We start from the raw sequence: 18,589 nt of genomic DNA on the forward strand, positions 1-18,589 counted from the left end.
AGCCCCGCGGCGGCCGCCGCTCAGGCGCGGCCATAGGTGTCCTCGATGCGGACGATGTCGTCCTCGCCGAGATAGGCGCCGGACTGCACCTCGATCAGCGTCAGCGGGATCTTGCCCGGATTCTCCAGCCGGTGGACGCAGCCGAGCGGCAGGTAGACGCTCTCGTTCTCCCGCACCAGCAGGCTCTCCGCGTCGCGCTGCACGATGGCGGTGCCGTTCACCACCACCCAGTGCTCGGCGCGGTGGTGGTGCTTCTGCAGGGAGAGCTTGTGGCCCGGCCGCACCTGGATCTTCTTCACCTGGAAGCGCTCGCCGAGGATCAGCCCCTCGTAGTGGCCCCAGGGGCGGTAGACGCGGCGGTGCTCGGTGGCCTCCCGCCGCCCGGCGGCGCGCAGCCGCTCGACCAGCAGCTTCACGTCCTGGGAGCGGCGGCGCGGCACCACCAGCACGGCGTCGTCGGTCGTCACCACCACCATGTCGGTCAGCCCGACCACGCCGGTCAGGATGCCCTCGGAGCGGACGAGGCAGCCGGCGCTGTCCACCAGCTCGACCGGGCCGGCGGCGACGTTGCCGGAGGCGTCCTTCGGCGCCGCCTCCCACAGCGCGTCCCAGGAGCCGAGGTCGGACCAGCCGATCGAGGCCGGCACCACCGCGGCGCGCCCGGTCTTCTCCATCACCGCGTAGTCCATCGAGATGGAGGGCGCGGCGAGGAAGGGCTCCGCCGCCAGGCGGCAGAAGTCGAGGTCGCGCACCGCGCCGGCCAGCGCCGCCTCGACGGCGCGGAGCACCGCCGGGGCGTGCGCCTCGAACTCGGCGATCAGGGTGGCGGCGGAGGCGACGAACATGCCGCTGTTCCAGAGGTGCCGCCCCCCGGCGAGGAAGCGCTCCGCCGTCTCCGCGTCCGGCTTCTCGACGAAGCGGCGCACGGCGCGCACGCCCGGCGCCTCGGCCAGCTCCTCGCCCTGCTCGATGTAGCCGTAGCCGGTCTCGGGCGCGGTCGGCGTCATGCCGAAGGTGACGATGCGCCCGGCGCGGGCGGCGACCACGGCCCGGTCCAGCGCCGCGAGCAGCGCCGGAAGGTCGGCGATGGCGGCGTCGGCGGCCATCAGCCAGAGCACCGCCTCCGGGTCCTGGTCGCGCAGCAGCAGCGCCGCCGCGGCCACGGCGGGGCCGCTGTTGCGCCCGGCCGGTTCGAGCAGGATGCGCGCGCCCTTCGCCTCGGCGGCGCGGAGCTGCTCGGCGACCAGGAAGCGGTGCGCCTCGTTGCAGACCACGACGGGCGGGGCGAAGCCCGGCCCGGCGGCGCGGGAGGCGGTTTCCTGCAGCATGGTCCGCTCCGAGACCAGCGGCCAGAACTGCTTCGGATAGCCTTCGCGGGAGAGCGGCCAGAGCCTGGTGCCCGTGCCGCCCGAGAGGATAACCGGAACGATGCTCAAATGACCCTCGCCTGCCGCGCTGTGGGGCGCCGGGATAGCCGAACGCGCCCGGGGCGGAAACCATGGCGGGGGAGACTAGGGCGAAGCGGGGCGGGAGGGAAGTGTTGGTTGTATATGGCAGATGAACATAAACTTGGAGGCGTGCCGCCGCCCTGGTCCGCATCCCGAAACCCGCCGTGTTCGATGTCCAAGCCAGCAGTGGCGCGGGGCGCCGCTGCCATGTACGACCGGCACCTGGATATCTCCTCAGGCCGGCTTGTTCCGTCCGCCGAAAGGGCGGGTCTTCGTCGCGTATGCTCCGCCAATGAGCCCCGCTGCTCCGACAAGCAACAAGGCCAGGGCACTAGGTTCGGGCACACCGATCGGTGCGACTATCACCTGGGCGTTCGTCAGGACGAAACTTGGTCCGGAAGCATCACTGGGTGCCAAGTTGGTGACAACCAGCACATTGGTCGGAACACTCCAAAGCGCACCAAAGAATCCATTGTAGTAACCAAGTTGATCGTTATTCATTCCATGCCGGATAAACATATCGTTGTCAAAAAAACTCAGGGTTTGATAAACGGTAGGTCCTGCTATATAAGTCAAATTACCAACTATTCCAACAATTTTGTAGGGAAGAACATATATGTATTCTGTTGCTCCAAAGCATGGTGTAAAATAATGACAATAATAGTATCCGCTCCATTGCCCGGCGCTGCTATTCAAGGGCGGGATGTGTTCGCTGTCCCGGACACGATAGATCGGGCCGTCATAACCGGGGGGTCTCTCAACATTGGGTGAGGCACTCACATCCACAGGGGTGTATTGCGTGGCGGCGGTCCACCAACCCCAGTCATCCCTTCCGACAATAAAGTGCTCGGGCATCGGCAGAATCTGCACGTCCGGGATGCCCGCCAGCTCCACTGCCCAAGTCAAAGGATTCAGGTGCTGCCCGGCCTGCGACGGTCCAGGCAGGGATAATCCGACAGCCAAGGCCGCCGCCATCAGGCTGCGTCGCCACATGCGTTTCCTCCCTTCACATGGCATCCGCAACGGTAGGGGAGGCCGCTAGGCAGGCGGAACCGTCCGGCACGGGAAGCACGCTTCCGTGATTCTTCTTTCAGGTGTGTAACTGGACGCATTGCGAATCGGCGCGCCGCCGCCCCGCCCGGATGACGGCCCCGCCATCATCCCGGCGGCCCCACCCCCAGCGCCCGCCCCAGCCGCCGCGCCAGCCGCCGGCGGGAGAAGCGCAGCGCCGCCCGTCCCGGCACCAGCGGGCGGCGCACCAGCGCCGCGCGCAGCCGCCGCGCCGCGCCGCGCACATCGGGCTCGGCCCAGACCTGGCCCTCCCCGCACACATAATCCCGGTCCGAGAGGCGGCGCAGCCGGAAGGGCACGCCGAGATAGCCGGGCTCCGCCGCCATGTCCGCATTGCCCGACCAGTCGGTCACCACCACCCGCCGCCCGAGCAGCAGCGCCTTGGCGATGTTGCGCCCGAACCCCTCGGCGCGGTGCAGCGAGACCAGCGCCTCCGCCCGGCGCAGCAGCGCCTCCACATCCGCGTTCGGCCAGGCGCCGTCCACCCACACCACGTCGGGCATGCCGCGCAGCAGGGCGCCGAGGCGCCGCGCCGCGCCGCGGGCGCTCCGCCCGCGCGTCGTCTTCACCACCAGCGTCACATTGCGCACCTGCCGCCTGAGCCGCGCGAAGGCGCGCAGCGCCGCCTCCGGATTCTTGCGCGACAGCCAGGAGGAGGCGTCGAACACGCAGGCCAGCACCCGCCGCCCCGGCGGCAGGGGAAGGCGCCGGCGCAGCGCCAGCGCATCCGCCACGCGGTGCCGCCCCGTCAGCTCGACCGAGGAGGTCACGCGCAGCGCCCGCCCGACCCCGGCCTCGGCGAAGGCGCGCTGCACGAAGGCGGAGGGCGCCAGCACGCCGTCGAACAGCCGCGCCGCCGCCTCCCAGCCCGGCGGCAGCGCCGGCAGCTCCCAGGGCGCGAACAGGTCGGCGCGGCGGAAGGCGGCGAAGCGCGGCCAGTGCGCCAGCGCCCAGAAGGTGGCCTCGAACAGCGTGTCGCAGAACAGCACCCGCTCGCCCCGCGGCACGGCGGCGGCGCGGGGGGCGAGGCGGGCGAGCTTGTCCCGGTCGGTCTCGATCCGGGAGGCGACGCGGGTGCCCACCACCTCGAACTCGCAGCCGAGCGAGTCCAGCGCCAGGCAGGCGGAGAAGCAGTCATCGGCGATGCCGAGCACCTGCCGCCAGGGGCCGATCACCGTCAGCAGCCCCGGCCGCGCCGGGACCGGCGCCGGCTCCCGCGGGGCGATGCCGTATTCGCGCACGGCATGGTCGCGCATCCATTCCCGCAGCAGCGGCGGCCGGGCGGCGAGGGCGCGCAGATCCTCGCGGAAGCGCAGCACGGCGCGCAGGAAGAGCGGGGGCGCCGTCGCCGTGCCCGCCAGAAGCAGCCGCCGGTCCGCAGGCGGCAGCAGGTGCCACAGCCGGTGCTCGGCAAGGCCGAACACCACCGCCCAGTCGGCGATGGCGCCGGGGCTGTCCTCCACCCGCTCCAGCATGTCCGGCCGGCGCAGGCGCAGCGCGAAGACCAGCAGCCGGAACAGGCGCGAGAGCGGCACCGGCCCCGGCCCCGGCGCGTCCAGCGCGGCGAGGCCCGGCAGGTCGCGCCGCGCCATCCCGCCGAGGGCGGGCAGGGCGGCGGCGGCGATCAGGCCGGCGCGCGGCGGGATGCCGAGGCGCCGCGCCAGCGCCTCCGCCGGGCCGCCGAATCGCCGCCGCCCCCATTCCGCCAGCGCCGCGTCGAAGCCGGGCGCGTCGCGCAGCCGGGCGAAGCCGTCGAGTCGCGCGGCAAGGAAGGCGGGGAAGCGGCGGGCGATGCGCTCGATGTCGGCGGCCTCCGGCACCGCCCCGGGCGGAAGGCTGCGCGGGAAGCGGGCGGCGGCAAGGGCGATGCGCAGAAGCTCCGCCTCCGTCACCCCGGCGGCGCGGCCGGGCGGAGGAGGGGGGAGAAGAGGCGCCTGGTCCATGTCGGCCGAAAGCCTCGGTGGCAAATACAACCCGAGGTTGGCATGCCCCGGCGCCGGGGAGTAGATCCCATCCCGGCCACCCTGCGGGCCGGGAGGGCGACACGGATGATGGCTGCATCGGCCGCCGGGCTGGCGGCGCTGTCGGAAGGGCTCGGCGCGGCGCGGCGCGTCGTGCTGGCGGGCCGGCCCCGCCCTTCCGCCCTGCCCCACGGCCCGGGCCTCGCCTGGCATCCCAAGGACTGCCTGCTGGCCCTGGCCGGCGCGGCGCTGGAGGCGGAGGGGCGGGAGGTGGCGTTCGCCAACCCGCATTTCCTGCCGCCCGCCGATTGGGAGGGGGATCTCGCGGTGCTGCACGCCGCCCCGCTCGACCTCGCCTGTCCGCTGCCGGTGGCGCGCAACGCGCTGCTGCTCGACGGCGAGGACCTGCTGGGGCTGGCCGAGGAGCGGCGGGCGGGCGAGCCCCGCGGCCTGCGCCGCCGGCGCGCCGAACTCATGGATCGCCTGCTGACGGTGGCGCCGGAGGCGGTCTGGGCCGGCCTGCTGCCCGGCGGGGCGTCGCCGCTGCCCCTGGCGCCGCTGCTCGCCGCGGCCGGGCGGCTGCCGGCCGTGGCGGCGCCGGTGGGGTGGATGGCGTGCGACCTGGAGACCGGGCCGTACAATTTCCTCGGCCTGCGCCGCGATCCCGAACCCGGCACCAGCCGGATCGAGGTGCTGGCCGAGGCGGGGCGTCCGGCGCTGCTCGCCTTCGCCACGCCCGGCACGCTCGGCGACCTCGCGCCGGCGCTGCGCGCCTTCGCCGCGCTGGAGGCGGCGGAGGCGCGGCTGCTCGTCTTCTTCTTCGGCGCCCCGGAGGCGCTGGCGGAAAGCCTGGCCGGCGGCTTCTCCGGCGACAATTTCCGCTGCCCCGCCATCCGCTTCCTGTTCGCCCCCTTTCCGGTGGCGGCGCTGCTGGCGGCGCTGCGCGCCGCGGCGGGCTGCGTCGAGAGCTGCCATGGCGGGGGCATCGGGGCGCTGGCCGAGGCGCTCGGCACGCGCGGGCGGGTGGTGCTGGGGCCGGGGGGCGTCTTCGACGCCTGGCGGGAGGGCCGCGCGCTGGCCCGCGGCATCGCCTGGGAGGCGGTGCTGACCCCCGCCGCCCTGGCGCAGCGGCGGCGGAAGGCCCACCGCGCCGGGGAGCGGGCCCTGGCCGATGCGCTCGCCGCCCTGCTCTGAGCCGGGGCGGGAAGGGCGCGCGGCGACGCGGATCATCGCCTCTCGCCGTCACGGGCGGGCGGTGCCGGCCCCCGCCCATCAGCCCCGGCGGGCAGGGGCGGCCGGCATCGGACAAGGCGCAGGCATGGCCCGCCGGGGCGGAATCGCGCGGTGGCGCCGCTCAGGCCCGCCGCGTGACGCGGCGCAGCACCCGCGACAGCTCCTCGGCGGCGTAGGGCTTCTGCACCAGCTCGAAGCCGTGCCACCCCTCCTCCGCCAGCACATGGCTGTAGCCGGAGGTCAGGACCACCGGCAGGCCGGGGTGGCGGCGGCGGATCTCGCGGCCGAGCTCCACCCCGTTCATCCCCGGCATCACCACGTCGGAGAACACCACGTCGAAGCCCGCATCCCCGGCCAGCCGCGCCAGCGCCTCGCCGGCATTGGCGACCCAGACGGTCTCGTAGCCGAGATCCTGCAGGATCTGCGCGGCGAAGCCGCCGACATCGGCGTTGTCCTCGACCACGAGCACCCTGCGGCCGCGGCCGTGCTCGGCCGGGGCGGCCGGCGGCGGGGCCGGAACCTCCGCGGGCGCCTCCCGCTGCGCCCGGGGCAGGTAGAGGGTGAAGGTGGTGCCGCGCCCGACCTCGCTCTCCACCGCGACATCGCCCCCCGACTGCTTGGCGAAGCCATAGACCTGGGAGAGGCCGAGGCCGGTGCCCTTGCCCACCTCCTTGGTGGTGAAGAAGGGGTCGAAGATGTGGCCGATCCGCTCGGGCGGGATGCCGGCACCGGTATCGGCGAGGGAGATGGCGACGAAGGCGCCCGTCCCGCCGCGGTGGCCGCGGATCGCCGGCATTCCCGGCGCCGGGCGGACCCGCACCGTCAGCGTGCCCTCGCCCTCCATGGCGTCGCGCGCGTTCACCGCCATGTTCACGAGCGCGGTCTCGAACTGGCTGGCATCCGCCTCCACCAGGCAGCCGCCGCCCTCCTCGGCCTCGAGCAGGATGCGGATGCGGGCGCCGACGATGCTGCGCAGCATATCGGTGATGGCGCGCACCCGGGCGGCGGCGTCGAACACCTCGGGCTTCAGCGCCTGGCGCCGCGCGAAGGCGAGGAGCTGCCCGGTCAGGCGCGCGGCGCGCTCCACCGTCTCGGCGATCGCGTCCACGTAGCGGCGGCGCCGCTCCTCGGGCAGGTCCGGCCGGCGCAGCAGGTCGGTGGAGGAGCGGATGATGGTGAGCAGGTTGTTGAAGTCGTGCGCGACGCCGCCGGTGAGCTGGCCCACCGCCTCCATCTTCTGCGCCTGGCGCAGCGCCGCCTCCGCCGCCCGCAGCGCCTCGGCCCGCTCCTTCTCCTCGGTGACGTCGCGGGCCACGGTGTACATCCGCCCCTCCTCGGGCACCGCGGTCCAGGACAGCCAGCGCCACCCACCCTCCCGCGTGCGGCAGCGGTTCTCGAGGCGCAGCGTCCGCGCTCCGGCGGCGAGCTGTTCCAGACCGGCCTGCGTCGCCGCCCGGTCCTCGGGGTGGACGAGGTCGAGGAAGGGGGTGCGCAGCACCTCCTCCTCCGTCCAGCCGAGCACCGTGCCCCAGGCCGGGTTGACGCTCTCGAACCGTCCCTCGAAGGTGGCGACGCCGAGCAGGTCCTGGCTCACCGCCCAGATCCGGTCACGCTCGCGCGTGCGCTTGCCGATCTCCCGCTCCAGCGCCTCGCGCGAGCGTGCCAGCACCTCCCGCGCCTCGACGATCTCCTGGATGTCGGTGCAGGTGCCGAACCAGCGCGTGATCCGCCCCTGCGCGTCGCGCACCGCCTGGGCGCGGCCCAGCACCCAGCGGTACTGGCCGGAACGGTGCCGCAGCCGGTACTCGATGCGGTAGGGCTCGCCGGTTTCCAGGCTGTGGCGCCAGACCTTCCAGGTGCGCTCGCGGTCGTCCGGGTGGAACATCCCGGCCCAGGCGTCCCCGTCCGTCGAGCCTTCGGGCACGCCGGTGAACTCGTACCAGCGCTGGTTGTAGTAGTCGTGATAGCCGTCGGGCCGGGTGGACCAGACCATCTGCTCGATGGAGTCGGCGATGGCCTGGAATTTGGCATCGCTCTCCCGCAGCGCCGCCTCGGCGTCCCGAACGCCCTTCCCGCGCCGCTGGTCAGGAGCGGCCCGCAGGGTGTGGAGGATGTGGGCGACCTCGCCATCCGGGCCGAGCAGGGGCGTGAGCGTGGCGCGCCGGCCCCGCAGGGTCAGGCGAAGGCGGGCACGGGTGACGAGCGCGCGTTCCAGCGCGCGGCGCAGGCGGCGTGCATCCCCGGGCGGCCAGCCGGCCAGCGCCTCGAACAGCCCCAGGCCGGCCGGCGCCTCCCGGCCAAGGGTGGCGACGCAATTCCCGCCCGCGCCCAGGATGGTGAAGCGCGGCGCATCCGGCGCCAGCAGCAGATGCGCGCCCGCCGGGGCAAAGGCACCGGCGCTAGGACGCATCGGCGCGGCGCCCCCTGGGTGGCGAGGCGGCATGGGCCGTCCCGCTCGCCATCCGGCCTCGGCGGGCTGCGGGATCCGCAAGGCAAGAGAGCTGGGATGCGGTCTTCGGCACGGGGAGGACCATGGCGCGCGGTCGCATGGCGGTGGGGCGCCGTCAAGCATTGTCGCGAGGCATGCTGCCCGGCCGTGGGCGGGGCGCGCAGCCGGCGGATTCCAGCCCTCCGCCATCTGTTCTAGCCTCGCGCGAGAGGAACTGTCCGGGAGCCGCCCCCATGCGCTGCCACGCCACCCTTGCCCTTGCCGCCTCGCTCGTCCTCGGCGCGCCATCCCTCGCCGCCCAGACGCTGACGATCGGCGCCGCCGCCCCCGTGACCTCGGTGGATCCGCATTTCCACAATCTCGGGCCGAACAACGCCCTGACCATGCACATCTTCGACCGGCTGGTGGAGCGCGACGCGCGGGCGCGGCCGCAGCCGAGCCTTGCCGTATCCTGGCGCGCCCTCTCCGACACGGAGTGGGAGTTCAAGTTGCGCTCGGACGTCTCCTGGCATGACGGCCGGTCCTTCACCGCGGATGACGTGGTGTTCACCTTCGCCCGCGTGCCGGAGGTGCCGAACAGCCCCGGCGGCTTCCAGGGCTTCCTGCGCGCCATCACGCGGGTGGAGGTGGTGGATCCGCACACCATCCGCTTGCACACAAGCGTGCCGCACCCGCTGATGCCGCTCGACCTCGCCTCGGTCAGCATCATCGCCCGCCACGCCGCGGAGGGCGCGGGGACCGAGGATTTCAACAGCGGCAGGGCGGCGATCGGCACCGGGCCCTATCGCCTCATCTCCTACCGCCTCGGCGACCGGGTGGAGATGGCGCGCAACGAGCGCTGGTTCGGCGGCGCCGAGCCCTGGGAGCGCGTCAGCTACCGCATCATCTCCAATGACGGCGCGCGCACCGCGGCGCTGCTCGCGGGCGATGTGGACCTGATCGAGCAGGTGCCGACCTCCGACCTCGCGCGCCTCAGGCGCGACCCGCGCATCGTCGTCACCGAGGTGCCGAGCCTGCGCACCGTCTTCCTGGCGCCGGATTACGGCCGCGACGGCGGCTCGCCCCTGATCACCGACCATGCCGGCAACCCGCTGCCCGCGAACCCGCTGCGCGACGTGCGGGTGCGCCGAGCCCTCTCCATGGCCATCAACCGCGAGGCGCTGGTCGAGCGGGTGATGGAGGGCGCGGCCACCGCCACCGCGCAATGGCTGCCCGAAGGCGCCTTCGGCTACCACCCGCGCGTGAGGCCGCGCGCCTTCGACCCCGAGGGGGCGCGGCGCCTGCTGGCCGAGGCCGGCTATCCGGAGGGGTTCCGCATCACCCTCAGCACGCCGAATGACCGCTGGCCGAACGATTCCCGCATCGCCCAGGCGGTGGCGCAGATGTGGACGCGCATCGGCGTGCGCACCCAGGTGGAGGCCCTGCCCTGGACCGGCTTCGTGCCGAAGCGCATGCGCTTCGAGTACGCGGTCCAGCTCGGCGCCTGGGGCAGCTCTACCGGAGAGGCATCGAACTTCCTCGTCAACACGGTGGCGACGCGCGACCGCGCGAAGCTGACCGGGGCCAACAACAACGCCCGCTTCTCCAGCCCGGCCTTTGACGAGCTGGTGGCGCGCGGCTCCACCATCCTCGACGACGAGCGGCGCGAGGCGGTCTGGCACGAGGCGGTGGAGCGCTACGCCGAGGAGGAGCCGCTGATCCAGCTCATCCAGTACGTCAACACCTGGGCGCTGCGCCGCGGCCTGACGCACGAGCCGCGGATGGACGAGCGCACCATCGCCATGGGCGTGCGCCCGGCGCGGTAGGACACGGCGGAGGAGGAGAACGCGCATGAAGCTCGGCCTTTCGCTCGGCTACTCCGGCGCCAGGCTCGACATTCCGGTCGGGCTGGTGCAGCGCGCCGAGGAGCTCGGCTACGACACGGTCTGGACCGCCGAGGCCTACGGCTCGGACGCGGTCTCGCCGCTCGCCTACCTCGCTGCCCATACCCGGCGGATCCGCCTCGGCACCGCGGTGATGCAGCTTGCCGCGCGCACCCCGGCGAACGCCGCCATGTGCGCCGGCACGGTGGACGCGCTCGCCGGCGGCGGGCGCTTCATCGCCGGACTCGGCGTCAGCGGGCCGCAGATCGTCGAGGGATGGTACGGCGAGCCCTGGGGAAAGCCCTACTGGCGCGTGAAGGATTACGTGGCGATCATGCGCAAGATCTTCCGGCGGGAGGCGCCGGTGACGCATGAAGGGCGGGAGATCAGCCTGCCCTATCGCGGCGAGGGGGCGCTCGGCGTCGGCAAGCCGTTGAAGTCCATCCTGCACATGAACCCGGACATCCCGATCTATCTCGGCACCGGCACCGAGGCGATGGTCCGCCTCACCGGCGAGATCGCCGATGGCTGGCTCGCTCTCGGCTTCGTTCCCGGCGCGCTGCCCGAATTCCTGCCCCTGCTGGAAGAGGGGTTCCGCCGCTCCGAGAAGGCGACGGGGCGGAGGAAGACCCGCGCCGACTTCACCATCCAGGCCTCCGCGCATGTGGAGGTGGCGGAGGATGTCGGCGCCGCGCTGGCGCGGCTGAAGCCCGAGGTGGCCCTGTATGTCGGCGGCATGGGCCATCGCGACATCAATTTCCACAAGGACATGATGGTTCGCCGCGGCTTCGGGGGGGCAGCGGCGCGCATCCAGGAACTTTATCTGGCCGGGCGGAAGGAGGAGGCGATCGCCGCCGTCCCGGATGAGTGGGTGGACCTGAAATCCCTGGTCGGCCCGCCCGAGCGCATCCGGCAGCGGTTCCGCGCCTGGGCGGAGTCGGGCGCCGACGCGCTGACCGTGCGCACCCGCCAGACGGAGGCGATCGAGGCGGTGGCGGAGGCGGCGCGGCGGCTCTGAGGCGGCGCGTCATCTGGCCGGAACGCCCGCGCCTTCCCGGGCGTTGGATGGGCGGACCCTTTCCGCACAGGAGGACGGGATGTCGGACATCCCCCGCAGCGGCGCCACGGCCACCGAGGGCGTCGCCATTGACGAGACCAGCCAGCTCATCGCCGCGAGCAAGGTGAACGGCACCGCCGTCTACAGCCGCGCGGGCGAGAACATCGGCTCGATCTACGACGTGATGATCGAGAAGCGTTCGGGTCAGGTCGCCTACGCCGTGATGAGCTTCGGCGGCTTCCTCGGCATCGGCGAGCGCTACCACCCGCTGCCGTGGAAGGCGCTCACCTACGACACCAGCCTCGGCGGCTATGTGGTGGACATCCCCCGCGACCGGCTGGAAGCGGCGCCGAGCTACGGTCGCGACGAGACCCCCTGGTCCGATCCGGCCTATGGACGCCGCGTCTCCGACTATTACGGCGTCGGCGGCGTCTGAGCGGCATGCCGCCGCGTCGGTCCGCCGGCGCGGCGGTCAGCCGTGCTCGATCAGGTGCTCGAGGTAGCGGCCGTAGCCGCTGTTGCGCAGCGGGCGTGCCACCTCGCGGAGCTGCGCATCGGTGATGAAGCCCTTGCGCCAGGCCACCTCCTCGGGTGCGGCCACTTTCTGACCGGTACGCTTCTCGATGGCGCGCACGAACTCTCCCGCTTCCAGCATGCTGTCATGCGTTCCGGTGTCGAGCCAGGCATAGCCGCGGCCGAGCCGGCAGACGCGCAGGCTGCCCTCTTCCAGGTAGATGCGGTTGAGATCCGTGATCTCCAGCTCCCCCCGTGCCGAGGGCGAGAGGCGCGCCGCGAGCCGGGGCGCGCGCCCATCGTAGAAGTAGAGGCCCGTCACCGCCCAGTCGGAGCGCGGCCGCGGCGGCTTCTCCTCGATGCTGAGCGCCCTTCCGGTGGCGTCGAACTCGACCACGCCGTAGCGTTCCGGGTCCGCGACGCGGTAGGCGAACACCGCGGCGCCGCGCTCCGCCACCGCCGCCTGCATCTGCGCCTCGAGCTCGGCGCCATGGAAGATGTTGTCGCCGAGGATCAGCGCCGAAGGCTGGCCGGCGAGGAATTCCTCGGCCAGCACCAGCGCGTGCGCGATGCCGCGCGGCCTGTCCTGCTCCACGAATGTCAGCCGGATGCCCCACTGGCCGCCGTCGCCGAGCAGGCGGCGGAACAGCGGCAGGTCGTGCGGGGTGGAGATCACCATGATCTCGCGGATGCCGGCCAGCATCAGCACCGACAGCGGGTAGTACACCATCGGCTTGTCGTAGACCGGCAGGAGCTGCTTGGAGACGGCGAGCGTCGCGGGATAGAGCCGCGTGCCGCTGCCGCCGGCGAGGACGATGCCCTTCATGCGGAATGTGCTCCTTCCGGCACCAGCAGCGCGTCGAGGCAGCGCGCGAGCCCGGCGCGCCAGTCGGGGGGAGGGAGGCCGAGCACCTCGGTGGCTCGGCGGCAGTCGAGGCGTCCGTCCGCCGGCCGGCGCGCCCGCGTCGGGTAGTCGGCGGTGGCGATAGGGTAGAGGGGCGGCACCCTCCGCCCCCGCGCCGCCGCGCCATCCAGGATGGCGGCGGCGAAGCCGTGCCAGGTGGTGTGCGGGGCACCGGTGAAGTGGAACACGCCGAAGGCCGGATCGCCCTCTGGCGCCACGGCGAGGCGCGGCAGCAGGGCGATGACGGCCTCCGCCAAGTCGTCGGCGAAGGTCGGCGCGCCGTGCTGGTCGGCCACCACGCGGATCTCCGGCCGCTCGGCGGCGAGGCGCAGCATGGTCCTGACGAAATTCCCGCCATGCGGCGAGCAGACCCAGGCGGTGCGCAGCGTCACCGCGCGCGGGCAGGCCGCGTGCAGCCGCCGCTCGCCTTCGAGCTTGGAGGCGCCATAGACGCCGAGCGGCAACGGCTCGTCCGTCTCGGCATAGGGCGCGCCCTTGCACCCGTCGAAGACGTAGTCGGTGGAGAAGTGCACCACCGGGATGCCGGCCCGCGACGCGGCCTCGCCGAGCGCGGCCGGTCCCGCGGCGTTCACCGCGAAGGCGCGCTCCGGCTCCTCCTCGGCGCGGTCCACAGCGGTGTAGGCGGCTGCGTTCACCACCGCCTCGGGGCGGTGGCGGAGGATCGCCGCCGCCACCGTCTCCGGCCGCGCCAGGTCGAGCTCGGGCGGTTCCAGCGCCAGCACCTCGTGCCCGGCGGCGGGCAGGCGGGCGCGCAGCTCGGTCGCGACCTGACCGCTGCGGCCGACCACCAGCACGCGCATCAGGGCGCTTCCGCCGCCGCCGGTTCGGCGAGCAGGCCGAGCCGCTCGCCGGCATAGACGCGCTCGCGCAGCGGGCGCCACCACCACTCGTTGGCCAGGTACCAGTCCACGGTGCGGGCGAGGCCGCTCTCGAAGCTTTCCCGCGCCCGCCAGCCCAGCTCGCGCTCGATCCTGGAGGGATCTATGGCGTAGCGGCGGTCATGGCCCGGCCGGTCGGGGACGAAGCGGATCAGCTCCCGCCGCGGGCGGGCGGCGGGCCGGCGCGCGTCGAGCAGGTCGCAGACCGCCTCCACCACCTCGAGGTTGCGCCGCTCGCTGCGCCCGCCGATGCAGTAGGTCTCGCCGGGCCGGCCGTGCTCCACCGCCAGCATCAGGGCGCGGACATGGTCCTCGACGAACAGCCAGTCCCGGACGTTGCCGCCATCGCCATAGACGGGCAGCTCCTTGCCCTCGAGCGCGTTGAGGATGATCAGCGGGATCAGCTTCTCCGGGAAGTGGAAGGGGCCGTAATTGTTGGAGCAGTTGGTGACCAGCGTCGGCAGGCCGTAGGTCTCCCGCCAGGCCCGCGCCAGGTGGTCGGAGGCCGCCTTGCTCGCGGAATAGGGCGAGCGCGGGTCGTAGGGCGTGGTCTCGTCGAAGGCGCCGCTCTCGCCGAGGGAGCCGAACACCTCGTCGGTCGAGACGTGCAGGAAACGGAAGCGCGCCCGCGCCTCCCCCCCGAGGCCGTCATGGTAGCCGCGCGCCGCCTCCAGCAGCGAGAAGGTGCCCTGCACATTGGTCTCGATGAAGGGCGCGGCGCCGGCGATGGAACGGTCCACATGGCTCTCGGCGGCGAGGTGCATCACCGCATCGGGGCGGAACTCGGCCATCGCGGCGCGCATGCGCGGCAGGTCGACGATGTCGGCCTGCAGGAAGGCGAAGCCGGGCTTCCCCTCGCAGTCGCGCAGGGAGCGGCGGTCGCCGGCATAGGTGAGCTTGTCCACGACCAGCACGGCGGCGCCCCGCTCCAGCACCAGGTGGCGGACCAGGGCGGAGCCGATGAAGCCGGCGCCGCCGGTGACGAGGATGCGCATCGTCGCTCTCATTCGAAGCAGGGGGGTAGGTCGCGCAGGCGCGGCGCCCGCCGGTCCTTCTCGGAGAGCTGCGCCCGGTCGGGCCCAACAGGCCAGGGCAGGGCCAGATCCGGATCGTTCCAGGCGACCGCGCGGTCGCATTCCGGCGCGTAGAGGTCGGTGACCTTGTAGGCGACTTCGGTATCCGGCTCCAGCGTGCAGAAGCCGTGGGCGAAACCGGCGGGGATGTAGAGCTGGCGCGCGTTGGACGCGGAGAGTTCCACGGCCACGTGCCGGCCGTAGGTGGGAGAGGAGCGGCGGATGTCCACCGCCACGTCGAGGATGGCGCCGCGCAGCACGCGGATCAGCTTGGCCTGGGAATGCGGCGGAATCTGGAAATGCAGCCCCCGCACCGTGCCGGCGGCGACGGAGAGGGAGTGGTTGTCCTGCACGAAGGCATCGGGAATGCCGAGAGCGGCGAAGTCCCGCCAGCAGTAGGTTTCCATGAAGAAGCCGCGATGGTCGCCATGGCGCCGCGGCTCGATCAGCAGGGGGCCAGCCAGGGCAAGGCGGAAGGCGGTGAAATTGCCGGAACTGCGGCAGGGGATAAGGGTGTCGTCGGCGCTTTCGGTTCGGGTCCGGATCGCAAGCGGCATCCCAGCCTCCGTCGCTGCCCGGTCTTTCTACCTAAAGTAGATTTTTGGTCAACAATTTCGCGTATTCAGGCCTCCACCGCCACCCGGCCAGCCACGGCCTCTCCCATCGCCGCGGTGCCGAGCCGCCCACCCAGGTCGCGCGTCGTTTCCCCCGCCGCGACCGCGCCCGCCACCGCCGTCTCGATCGCGTCCGCCGCCGCCGCGAAGGCGTGGCCGCCGCCCCGCCGCTCCGCCAGCCAGCCGAGCAGCATCCCCGCCGAGAGGATCAGCGAGGCCGGGTTCGCCACCCCCTGCCCGGCGATGTCCGGCGCCGAGCCGTGCGCCGCCTGGGCCATGCAGAACCGCTCCCCGGCATTGACCGAGCCGCCGAGGCCGAGGCTGCCCGAGAGCTCGATCGCCAGGTCAGAGAGGATGTCGCCGAACATGTTGGTGGTGACCACCACGTCGAACCGCCCCGGATGGCGCACGAGGTGCGCCGCCATCGCGTCCACGATCACCTCGTCATAGGCGATGCCGGGATGCGCCGCGGCCTCGCGCCGGCAGCTTTCCAGGAACATGCCGTCGCCGCGGGCCAGCACATTGGCCTTGTGCACCGCCGTCACCCGCCGCCGGCGCCGCGCCGCCAGGCGGAAGGCCGCGGCGGCGATGCGGTCGCAGCAGGCGCGGGTGATGCGGCGCAGCGAGACGACCACCTCCGGCGTCACCAGCAGCTCGGCGTTGCCCGCCTCCATGTTGCGGTCGGCGTAGAAGCCCTCGGTGTTCTCCCGCACCACCACCAGGTCGAACTCGGCCCCGGTGGGGGAGCGCAGGCCGGGCCAGGTGCGTGCCGGGCGGATGTTGGCATAGAGGTCGAAGGCCTTGCGGAAGAAGGCCGAGGGATTCGCCCCCTGCCCGGCATAGGCGTAGGTGTCCATCGGGCCGAGGATCAGCCCGTCCGCCTCCCGCACCGCCTGCTCGACCGCTGGCGGAATGGTGGTGCCCTCGCGTTCCAGCGCCGCGCGGCCCGCCTCCATGCGGCGCAGCTCCAGCCCGAGGCCGAAGCGGGCCGAGGCCGCCTCCAGCACGCGCAGGGTGGCATCCGTGATCTCGGGCCCGATCCCGTCGCCCGGCAGGATGATGAGGCGCATATGGGCTTCCCCTCCTGGTCGGCCGGGCAGTCTCGGCCCGGGCGCCGGCCGCGTCCACCCGCGCCGCCCCCTGTCGGGCGGCTGGTTCGCCGCTCCGGCGAGGACGCCTTTGGCGGATCAGGCGCCAAAGCCGTTTCCGCCCGGCCGCACCCGCAGGAACGGCCCCGGCCCATTGTCGGCGGAGCGGGGGCACACGCCTAGCTGTTTCCCGCTCTCCGCGATCCGCTTAAGGATTCCGCCGCGAATCCGTCACGGAGAACAATGATGCCCCGTCTCAGCCGCCGCACCGCCCTGGCGGCGCCGGCCCTGCTGCTGCCCCTGCGCGTTCGCGCCCAGGAGGGATGGCCGAGCCGCCCCGTGACCCTGCTGGTGCCCTATGCGCCCGGCGGCTCGAACGATGTGGTGGCGCGGCTGCTCGCCCCGCAGCTCGAGCGTCGCTTCGGCCAGCCCTTCATCGTGGAGAACCGGCCGGGCGGTGGCGGCTCCGTCGGCATGGGGCTGGTGGCGCGGGCCCGGCCGGACGGGCAGACCTTCCTGGTCTCCTCCGCCTCCAACCACGTCTTCCACCCGCTGATCGCGCCCGATCTCGGCTACGACGTGCGCGAGGCGCTGCCGGGGGTGGCGATGCTGGTGGACGTGCCGAACGTGGTGGCGGCGCATCCCTCGCTCGGCGTCCGCACCATTCCGGAACTGATCGCGCGGGTGAAGGCGATGCCGCAGGGGATCAGCTTCGCCTCCTCGGGTGTCGGCACCTCGAACCACCTGGCCGGGGAGCTGTTCCGGCTGCGCACGGGCCTCGACATGACCCATGTGCCCTATCGCGGCGGCGGGCCGGCGCTCACCGACCTGCTCGGCGGCACGGTGCAGCTCGGCTTCATGAATCTGCCCACGGCTCTGCCGGCGGCACGCGAGGGGCGGCTGCGCATCCTGGCCGTCTGCACCGCCGAACGGGTGGCGATCCAGCCGGACATCCCCACGGTCGCGGAGCAGGGGGTGGCGGATTACGCGGTGCGTTCCTGGATCGGTCTCTTCGCGCCGCGCGGCACGCCGAGGCCGGTGATCGAACGCCTCTCCGAGGCGCTGCGCGAGGCGATGGAGCAGCCGGGGCTGAAGCAGCGGTTCGTGGAGCTCGGCAGCGAGCCGATCTGGATGGACCCGGCGGAGACGGACCGCTTCGTCCGCGCCGAGTACGAGCGCTGGGGGCCGGTGGTGCGGGCGGCGGGCGTGAAGCCCGAATAGGCCGGCCGGGCCGGGCAGGGTTCGCCTGCCCGGCCCCGCACGCTTGGGGCGGATCGAAGGCCGGGGAGCGGGGCTCTGTTCCGCGAACGGGAGGCTGGCGCCGCTGCCGCTCGGCCGTGGTTGCAGCAATGGCCCTCATCCCGCGGAAGGATCCCCAGCCGGACCGTTGGCAGGGCGCGGCGGCTCGGACGGGGGGTGTGCGGCCGCGCACAGCGGTCCCGTGCCGATTCCTGCGATCACTCGCTCCGCCGCGGCCCGCCCGCGGCAGGAGGCCCTCATGACGGACATGCCCCGTTCCGCGCCCGAGGCGCTCGACATGCCGGACGGTCTCGCCCCCGGCGAGGCGGCGCCGCGCCGCCGCCGCCGCGCCCCGCGCTCTCGCCCGAGCGAGGAGGAGGTGGCCCGTCTGGTCGCGGAGTTCCACGCCCGCGGCGGCAGGACCACCCTCTGCGCGCCCGCCTATCTCGCCCCGGTGCACAACGGCGCGGGCCAGGCGGCGGCGCGCTGGGTGCGCTGAGGGAGGCCGCGATGACGCCGCGGGCCAAGCGGCGCCTCCGCCCCGCCGCCGCGCTGCGGCGGCTCTGCGCCTGGCTGACCGGCACCGCCTACAGGCCGGAACGGCACTACATGCGCGGCGGCGCCCGCGCCGCTGGAGAATCCCGCCCCGCCCGCCGGGCGGAGAGGCCTCCCCCGGCCGGACACGCCGCGTGACGGCGGGCCGCATTGACGGGCTAGGGGAGGCCGCCGCACCATCGCCGCGAGGGAGAGGGGACGCGCGCGCATGGGTCGCCACGTCGTCGCCGCGGTGGGCGAGATCCCGCCGAACGGCAGCAAGCTGGTCGAGGTGAAGGGCCGCCGCATCGCGCTGTTCCACGTCAACGGCGAGTATTTCGCCCTGGCGGACCGCTGCCCGCACGAGGGCGGCTCGCTCTGCGCCGGCAGGCTGACCGGCCTGGTCACCGCGAAGGAGCCGGGGCGGTACGAATACTCCCGCCCCAACGAGATCGTGCAGTGCTCCTGGCACGGCTGGGAGTTCGACCTCCGCACCGGCCAGTCCTGGTGCGACCCCGACAGCATCCGCGCCCGCACCTACGAGGTAAGGGTCGAGCCCGGCGAGGCCCTGGCCAAGGGCCCCTTCGTGGCCGAGACCTTCCCCGTCTCGGTCGAGAACCGCTACATCGTCATCGAGGTCTGAG

17 protein-coding genes are annotated in these 18,589 nt (G+C 73.2%); 8 read left to right on the forward strand and 9 right to left on the reverse strand.

Features of this window, described 5'->3' with window-relative positions:
* Window positions 1-20 precede the first annotated feature (20 nt).
* From ET526_RS01105 to ET526_RS01115, 3 genes are all read right to left on the reverse strand, one after another.
* A complete protein-coding gene (locus tag ET526_RS01105) occupies window positions 21-1,436 on the reverse strand; it encodes a mannose-1-phosphate guanylyltransferase/mannose-6-phosphate isomerase (RefSeq protein ID WP_135465809.1) in 1,416 nt (471 codons plus the stop codon).
* Window positions 1,437-1,682: 246 nt separating this feature from the next.
* The gene (locus ET526_RS01110; RefSeq protein ID WP_158295448.1) at window positions 1,683-2,441 is read right to left on the reverse strand and encodes a PEP-CTERM sorting domain-containing protein; all 759 of its coding nucleotides are present in this window, start codon (window positions 2,439-2,441) and stop codon (window positions 1,683-1,685) included.
* Between the two features lie 164 nt (window positions 2,442-2,605).
* Window positions 2,606-4,462, reverse strand: coding sequence for a glycosyltransferase (locus tag ET526_RS01115; RefSeq protein WP_135465811.1), 1,857 nt, complete (start codon window positions 4,460-4,462; stop codon window positions 2,606-2,608).
* A gap of 105 nt (window positions 4,463-4,567) precedes the next feature.
* Between ET526_RS01115 and ET526_RS01120 the strand changes: the two genes are divergently transcribed.
* Complete coding sequence (locus ET526_RS01120; protein WP_135465812.1) at window positions 4,568-5,674, forward strand: hypothetical protein; 1,107 nt, start codon at window positions 4,568-4,570, stop codon at window positions 5,672-5,674.
* 160 nt (window positions 5,675-5,834) lie between these two features.
* Here ET526_RS01120 and ET526_RS01125 read toward each other — a convergent pair whose 3' ends face one another.
* Window positions 5,835-8,123: a hybrid sensor histidine kinase/response regulator gene (locus ET526_RS01125; protein WP_158295449.1), complete on the reverse strand. Its 2,289-nt coding sequence runs from the start codon at window positions 8,121-8,123 to the stop codon at window positions 5,835-5,837.
* 272 nt (window positions 8,124-8,395) lie between these two features.
* On the opposite strand from ET526_RS01125, the gene ET526_RS01130 reads away from it, so the two are divergent.
* The 3 genes from ET526_RS01130 (at window position 8,396) to ET526_RS01140 (ending at window position 11,517) form a co-directional block, all read left to right on the forward strand.
* Window positions 8,396-9,967, forward strand: coding sequence for an ABC transporter substrate-binding protein (locus ET526_RS01130; RefSeq protein WP_135465814.1), 1,572 nt, complete (start codon window positions 8,396-8,398; stop codon window positions 9,965-9,967).
* Between the two features lie 25 nt (window positions 9,968-9,992).
* Window positions 9,993-11,042: an LLM class F420-dependent oxidoreductase gene (locus ET526_RS01135; RefSeq protein WP_135465815.1), complete on the forward strand. Its 1,050-nt coding sequence runs from the start codon at window positions 9,993-9,995 to the stop codon at window positions 11,040-11,042.
* Between the two features lie 79 nt (window positions 11,043-11,121).
* The gene (locus tag ET526_RS01140) at window positions 11,122-11,517 is read left to right on the forward strand and encodes a PRC-barrel domain-containing protein (protein ID WP_135465816.1); all 396 of its coding nucleotides are present in this window, start codon (window positions 11,122-11,124) and stop codon (window positions 11,515-11,517) included.
* 36 nt (window positions 11,518-11,553) lie between these two features.
* Here ET526_RS01140 and rfbA read toward each other — a convergent pair whose 3' ends face one another.
* The 5 genes from rfbA to ET526_RS01165 all read right to left on the reverse strand — a co-directional run bounded on the left by rfbA (window position 11,554) and on the right by ET526_RS01165 (window position 16,154).
* Complete coding sequence (rfbA, locus tag ET526_RS01145) at window positions 11,554-12,420, reverse strand: glucose-1-phosphate thymidylyltransferase RfbA (RefSeq protein ID WP_135465817.1); 867 nt, start codon at window positions 12,418-12,420, stop codon at window positions 11,554-11,556.
* On the reverse strand, window positions 12,417-13,319 hold the full coding sequence (rfbD, locus tag ET526_RS01150) for a dTDP-4-dehydrorhamnose reductase (protein WP_135465818.1): 903 nt from the start codon (window positions 13,317-13,319) through the stop codon (window positions 12,417-12,419). Before rfbD ends, rfbA begins: the two co-directional genes overlap by 4 nt.
* A complete protein-coding gene (gene rfbB, locus ET526_RS01155) occupies window positions 13,319-14,392 on the reverse strand; it encodes a dTDP-glucose 4,6-dehydratase (RefSeq protein ID WP_135465819.1) in 1,074 nt (357 codons plus the stop codon). Before rfbB ends, rfbD begins: the two co-directional genes overlap by 1 nt.
* Before the next feature lie 8 nt (window positions 14,393-14,400).
* A complete protein-coding gene (gene rfbC, locus ET526_RS01160; protein ID WP_135465820.1) occupies window positions 14,401-15,027 on the reverse strand; it encodes a dTDP-4-dehydrorhamnose 3,5-epimerase in 627 nt (208 codons plus the stop codon).
* 65 nt (window positions 15,028-15,092) lie between these two features.
* The gene (locus tag ET526_RS01165; RefSeq protein WP_135465821.1) at window positions 15,093-16,154 is read right to left on the reverse strand and encodes an isocitrate/isopropylmalate dehydrogenase family protein; all 1,062 of its coding nucleotides are present in this window, start codon (window positions 16,152-16,154) and stop codon (window positions 15,093-15,095) included.
* Between the two features lie 264 nt (window positions 16,155-16,418).
* On the opposite strand from ET526_RS01165, the gene ET526_RS01170 reads away from it, so the two are divergent.
* The 4 genes from ET526_RS01170 to ET526_RS01185 all read left to right on the forward strand — a co-directional run bounded on the left by ET526_RS01170 (window position 16,419) and on the right by ET526_RS01185 (window position 18,588).
* Window positions 16,419-17,393 carry a Bug family tripartite tricarboxylate transporter substrate binding protein gene (locus tag ET526_RS01170; RefSeq protein WP_158295450.1) on the forward strand — a complete coding sequence of 325 codons (975 nt, stop codon included), beginning with the start codon at window positions 16,419-16,421 and terminating at the stop codon, window positions 17,391-17,393.
* 277 nt (window positions 17,394-17,670) lie between these two features.
* Window positions 17,671-17,910 (forward strand): hypothetical protein, encoded by a 240-nt coding sequence (locus tag ET526_RS01175; protein WP_135465823.1) that lies wholly within the window; start codon window positions 17,671-17,673, stop codon window positions 17,908-17,910.
* Between the two features lie 11 nt (window positions 17,911-17,921).
* Window positions 17,922-18,104 (forward strand): hypothetical protein, encoded by a 183-nt coding sequence (locus ET526_RS01180; RefSeq protein ID WP_135465824.1) that lies wholly within the window; start codon window positions 17,922-17,924, stop codon window positions 18,102-18,104.
* Between the two features lie 70 nt (window positions 18,105-18,174).
* Window positions 18,175-18,588 carry a Rieske (2Fe-2S) protein gene (locus tag ET526_RS01185; protein ID WP_135465825.1) on the forward strand — a complete coding sequence of 138 codons (414 nt, stop codon included), beginning with the start codon at window positions 18,175-18,177 and terminating at the stop codon, window positions 18,586-18,588.
* Window position 18,589: the final 1 nt, after the last annotated feature.

It is taken from the genome of Crenalkalicoccus roseus, assembly GCF_004761865.1.
GTDB classification, from domain to species: Bacteria; Pseudomonadota; Alphaproteobacteria; order Acetobacterales; family Acetobacteraceae; genus Crenalkalicoccus; species Crenalkalicoccus roseus.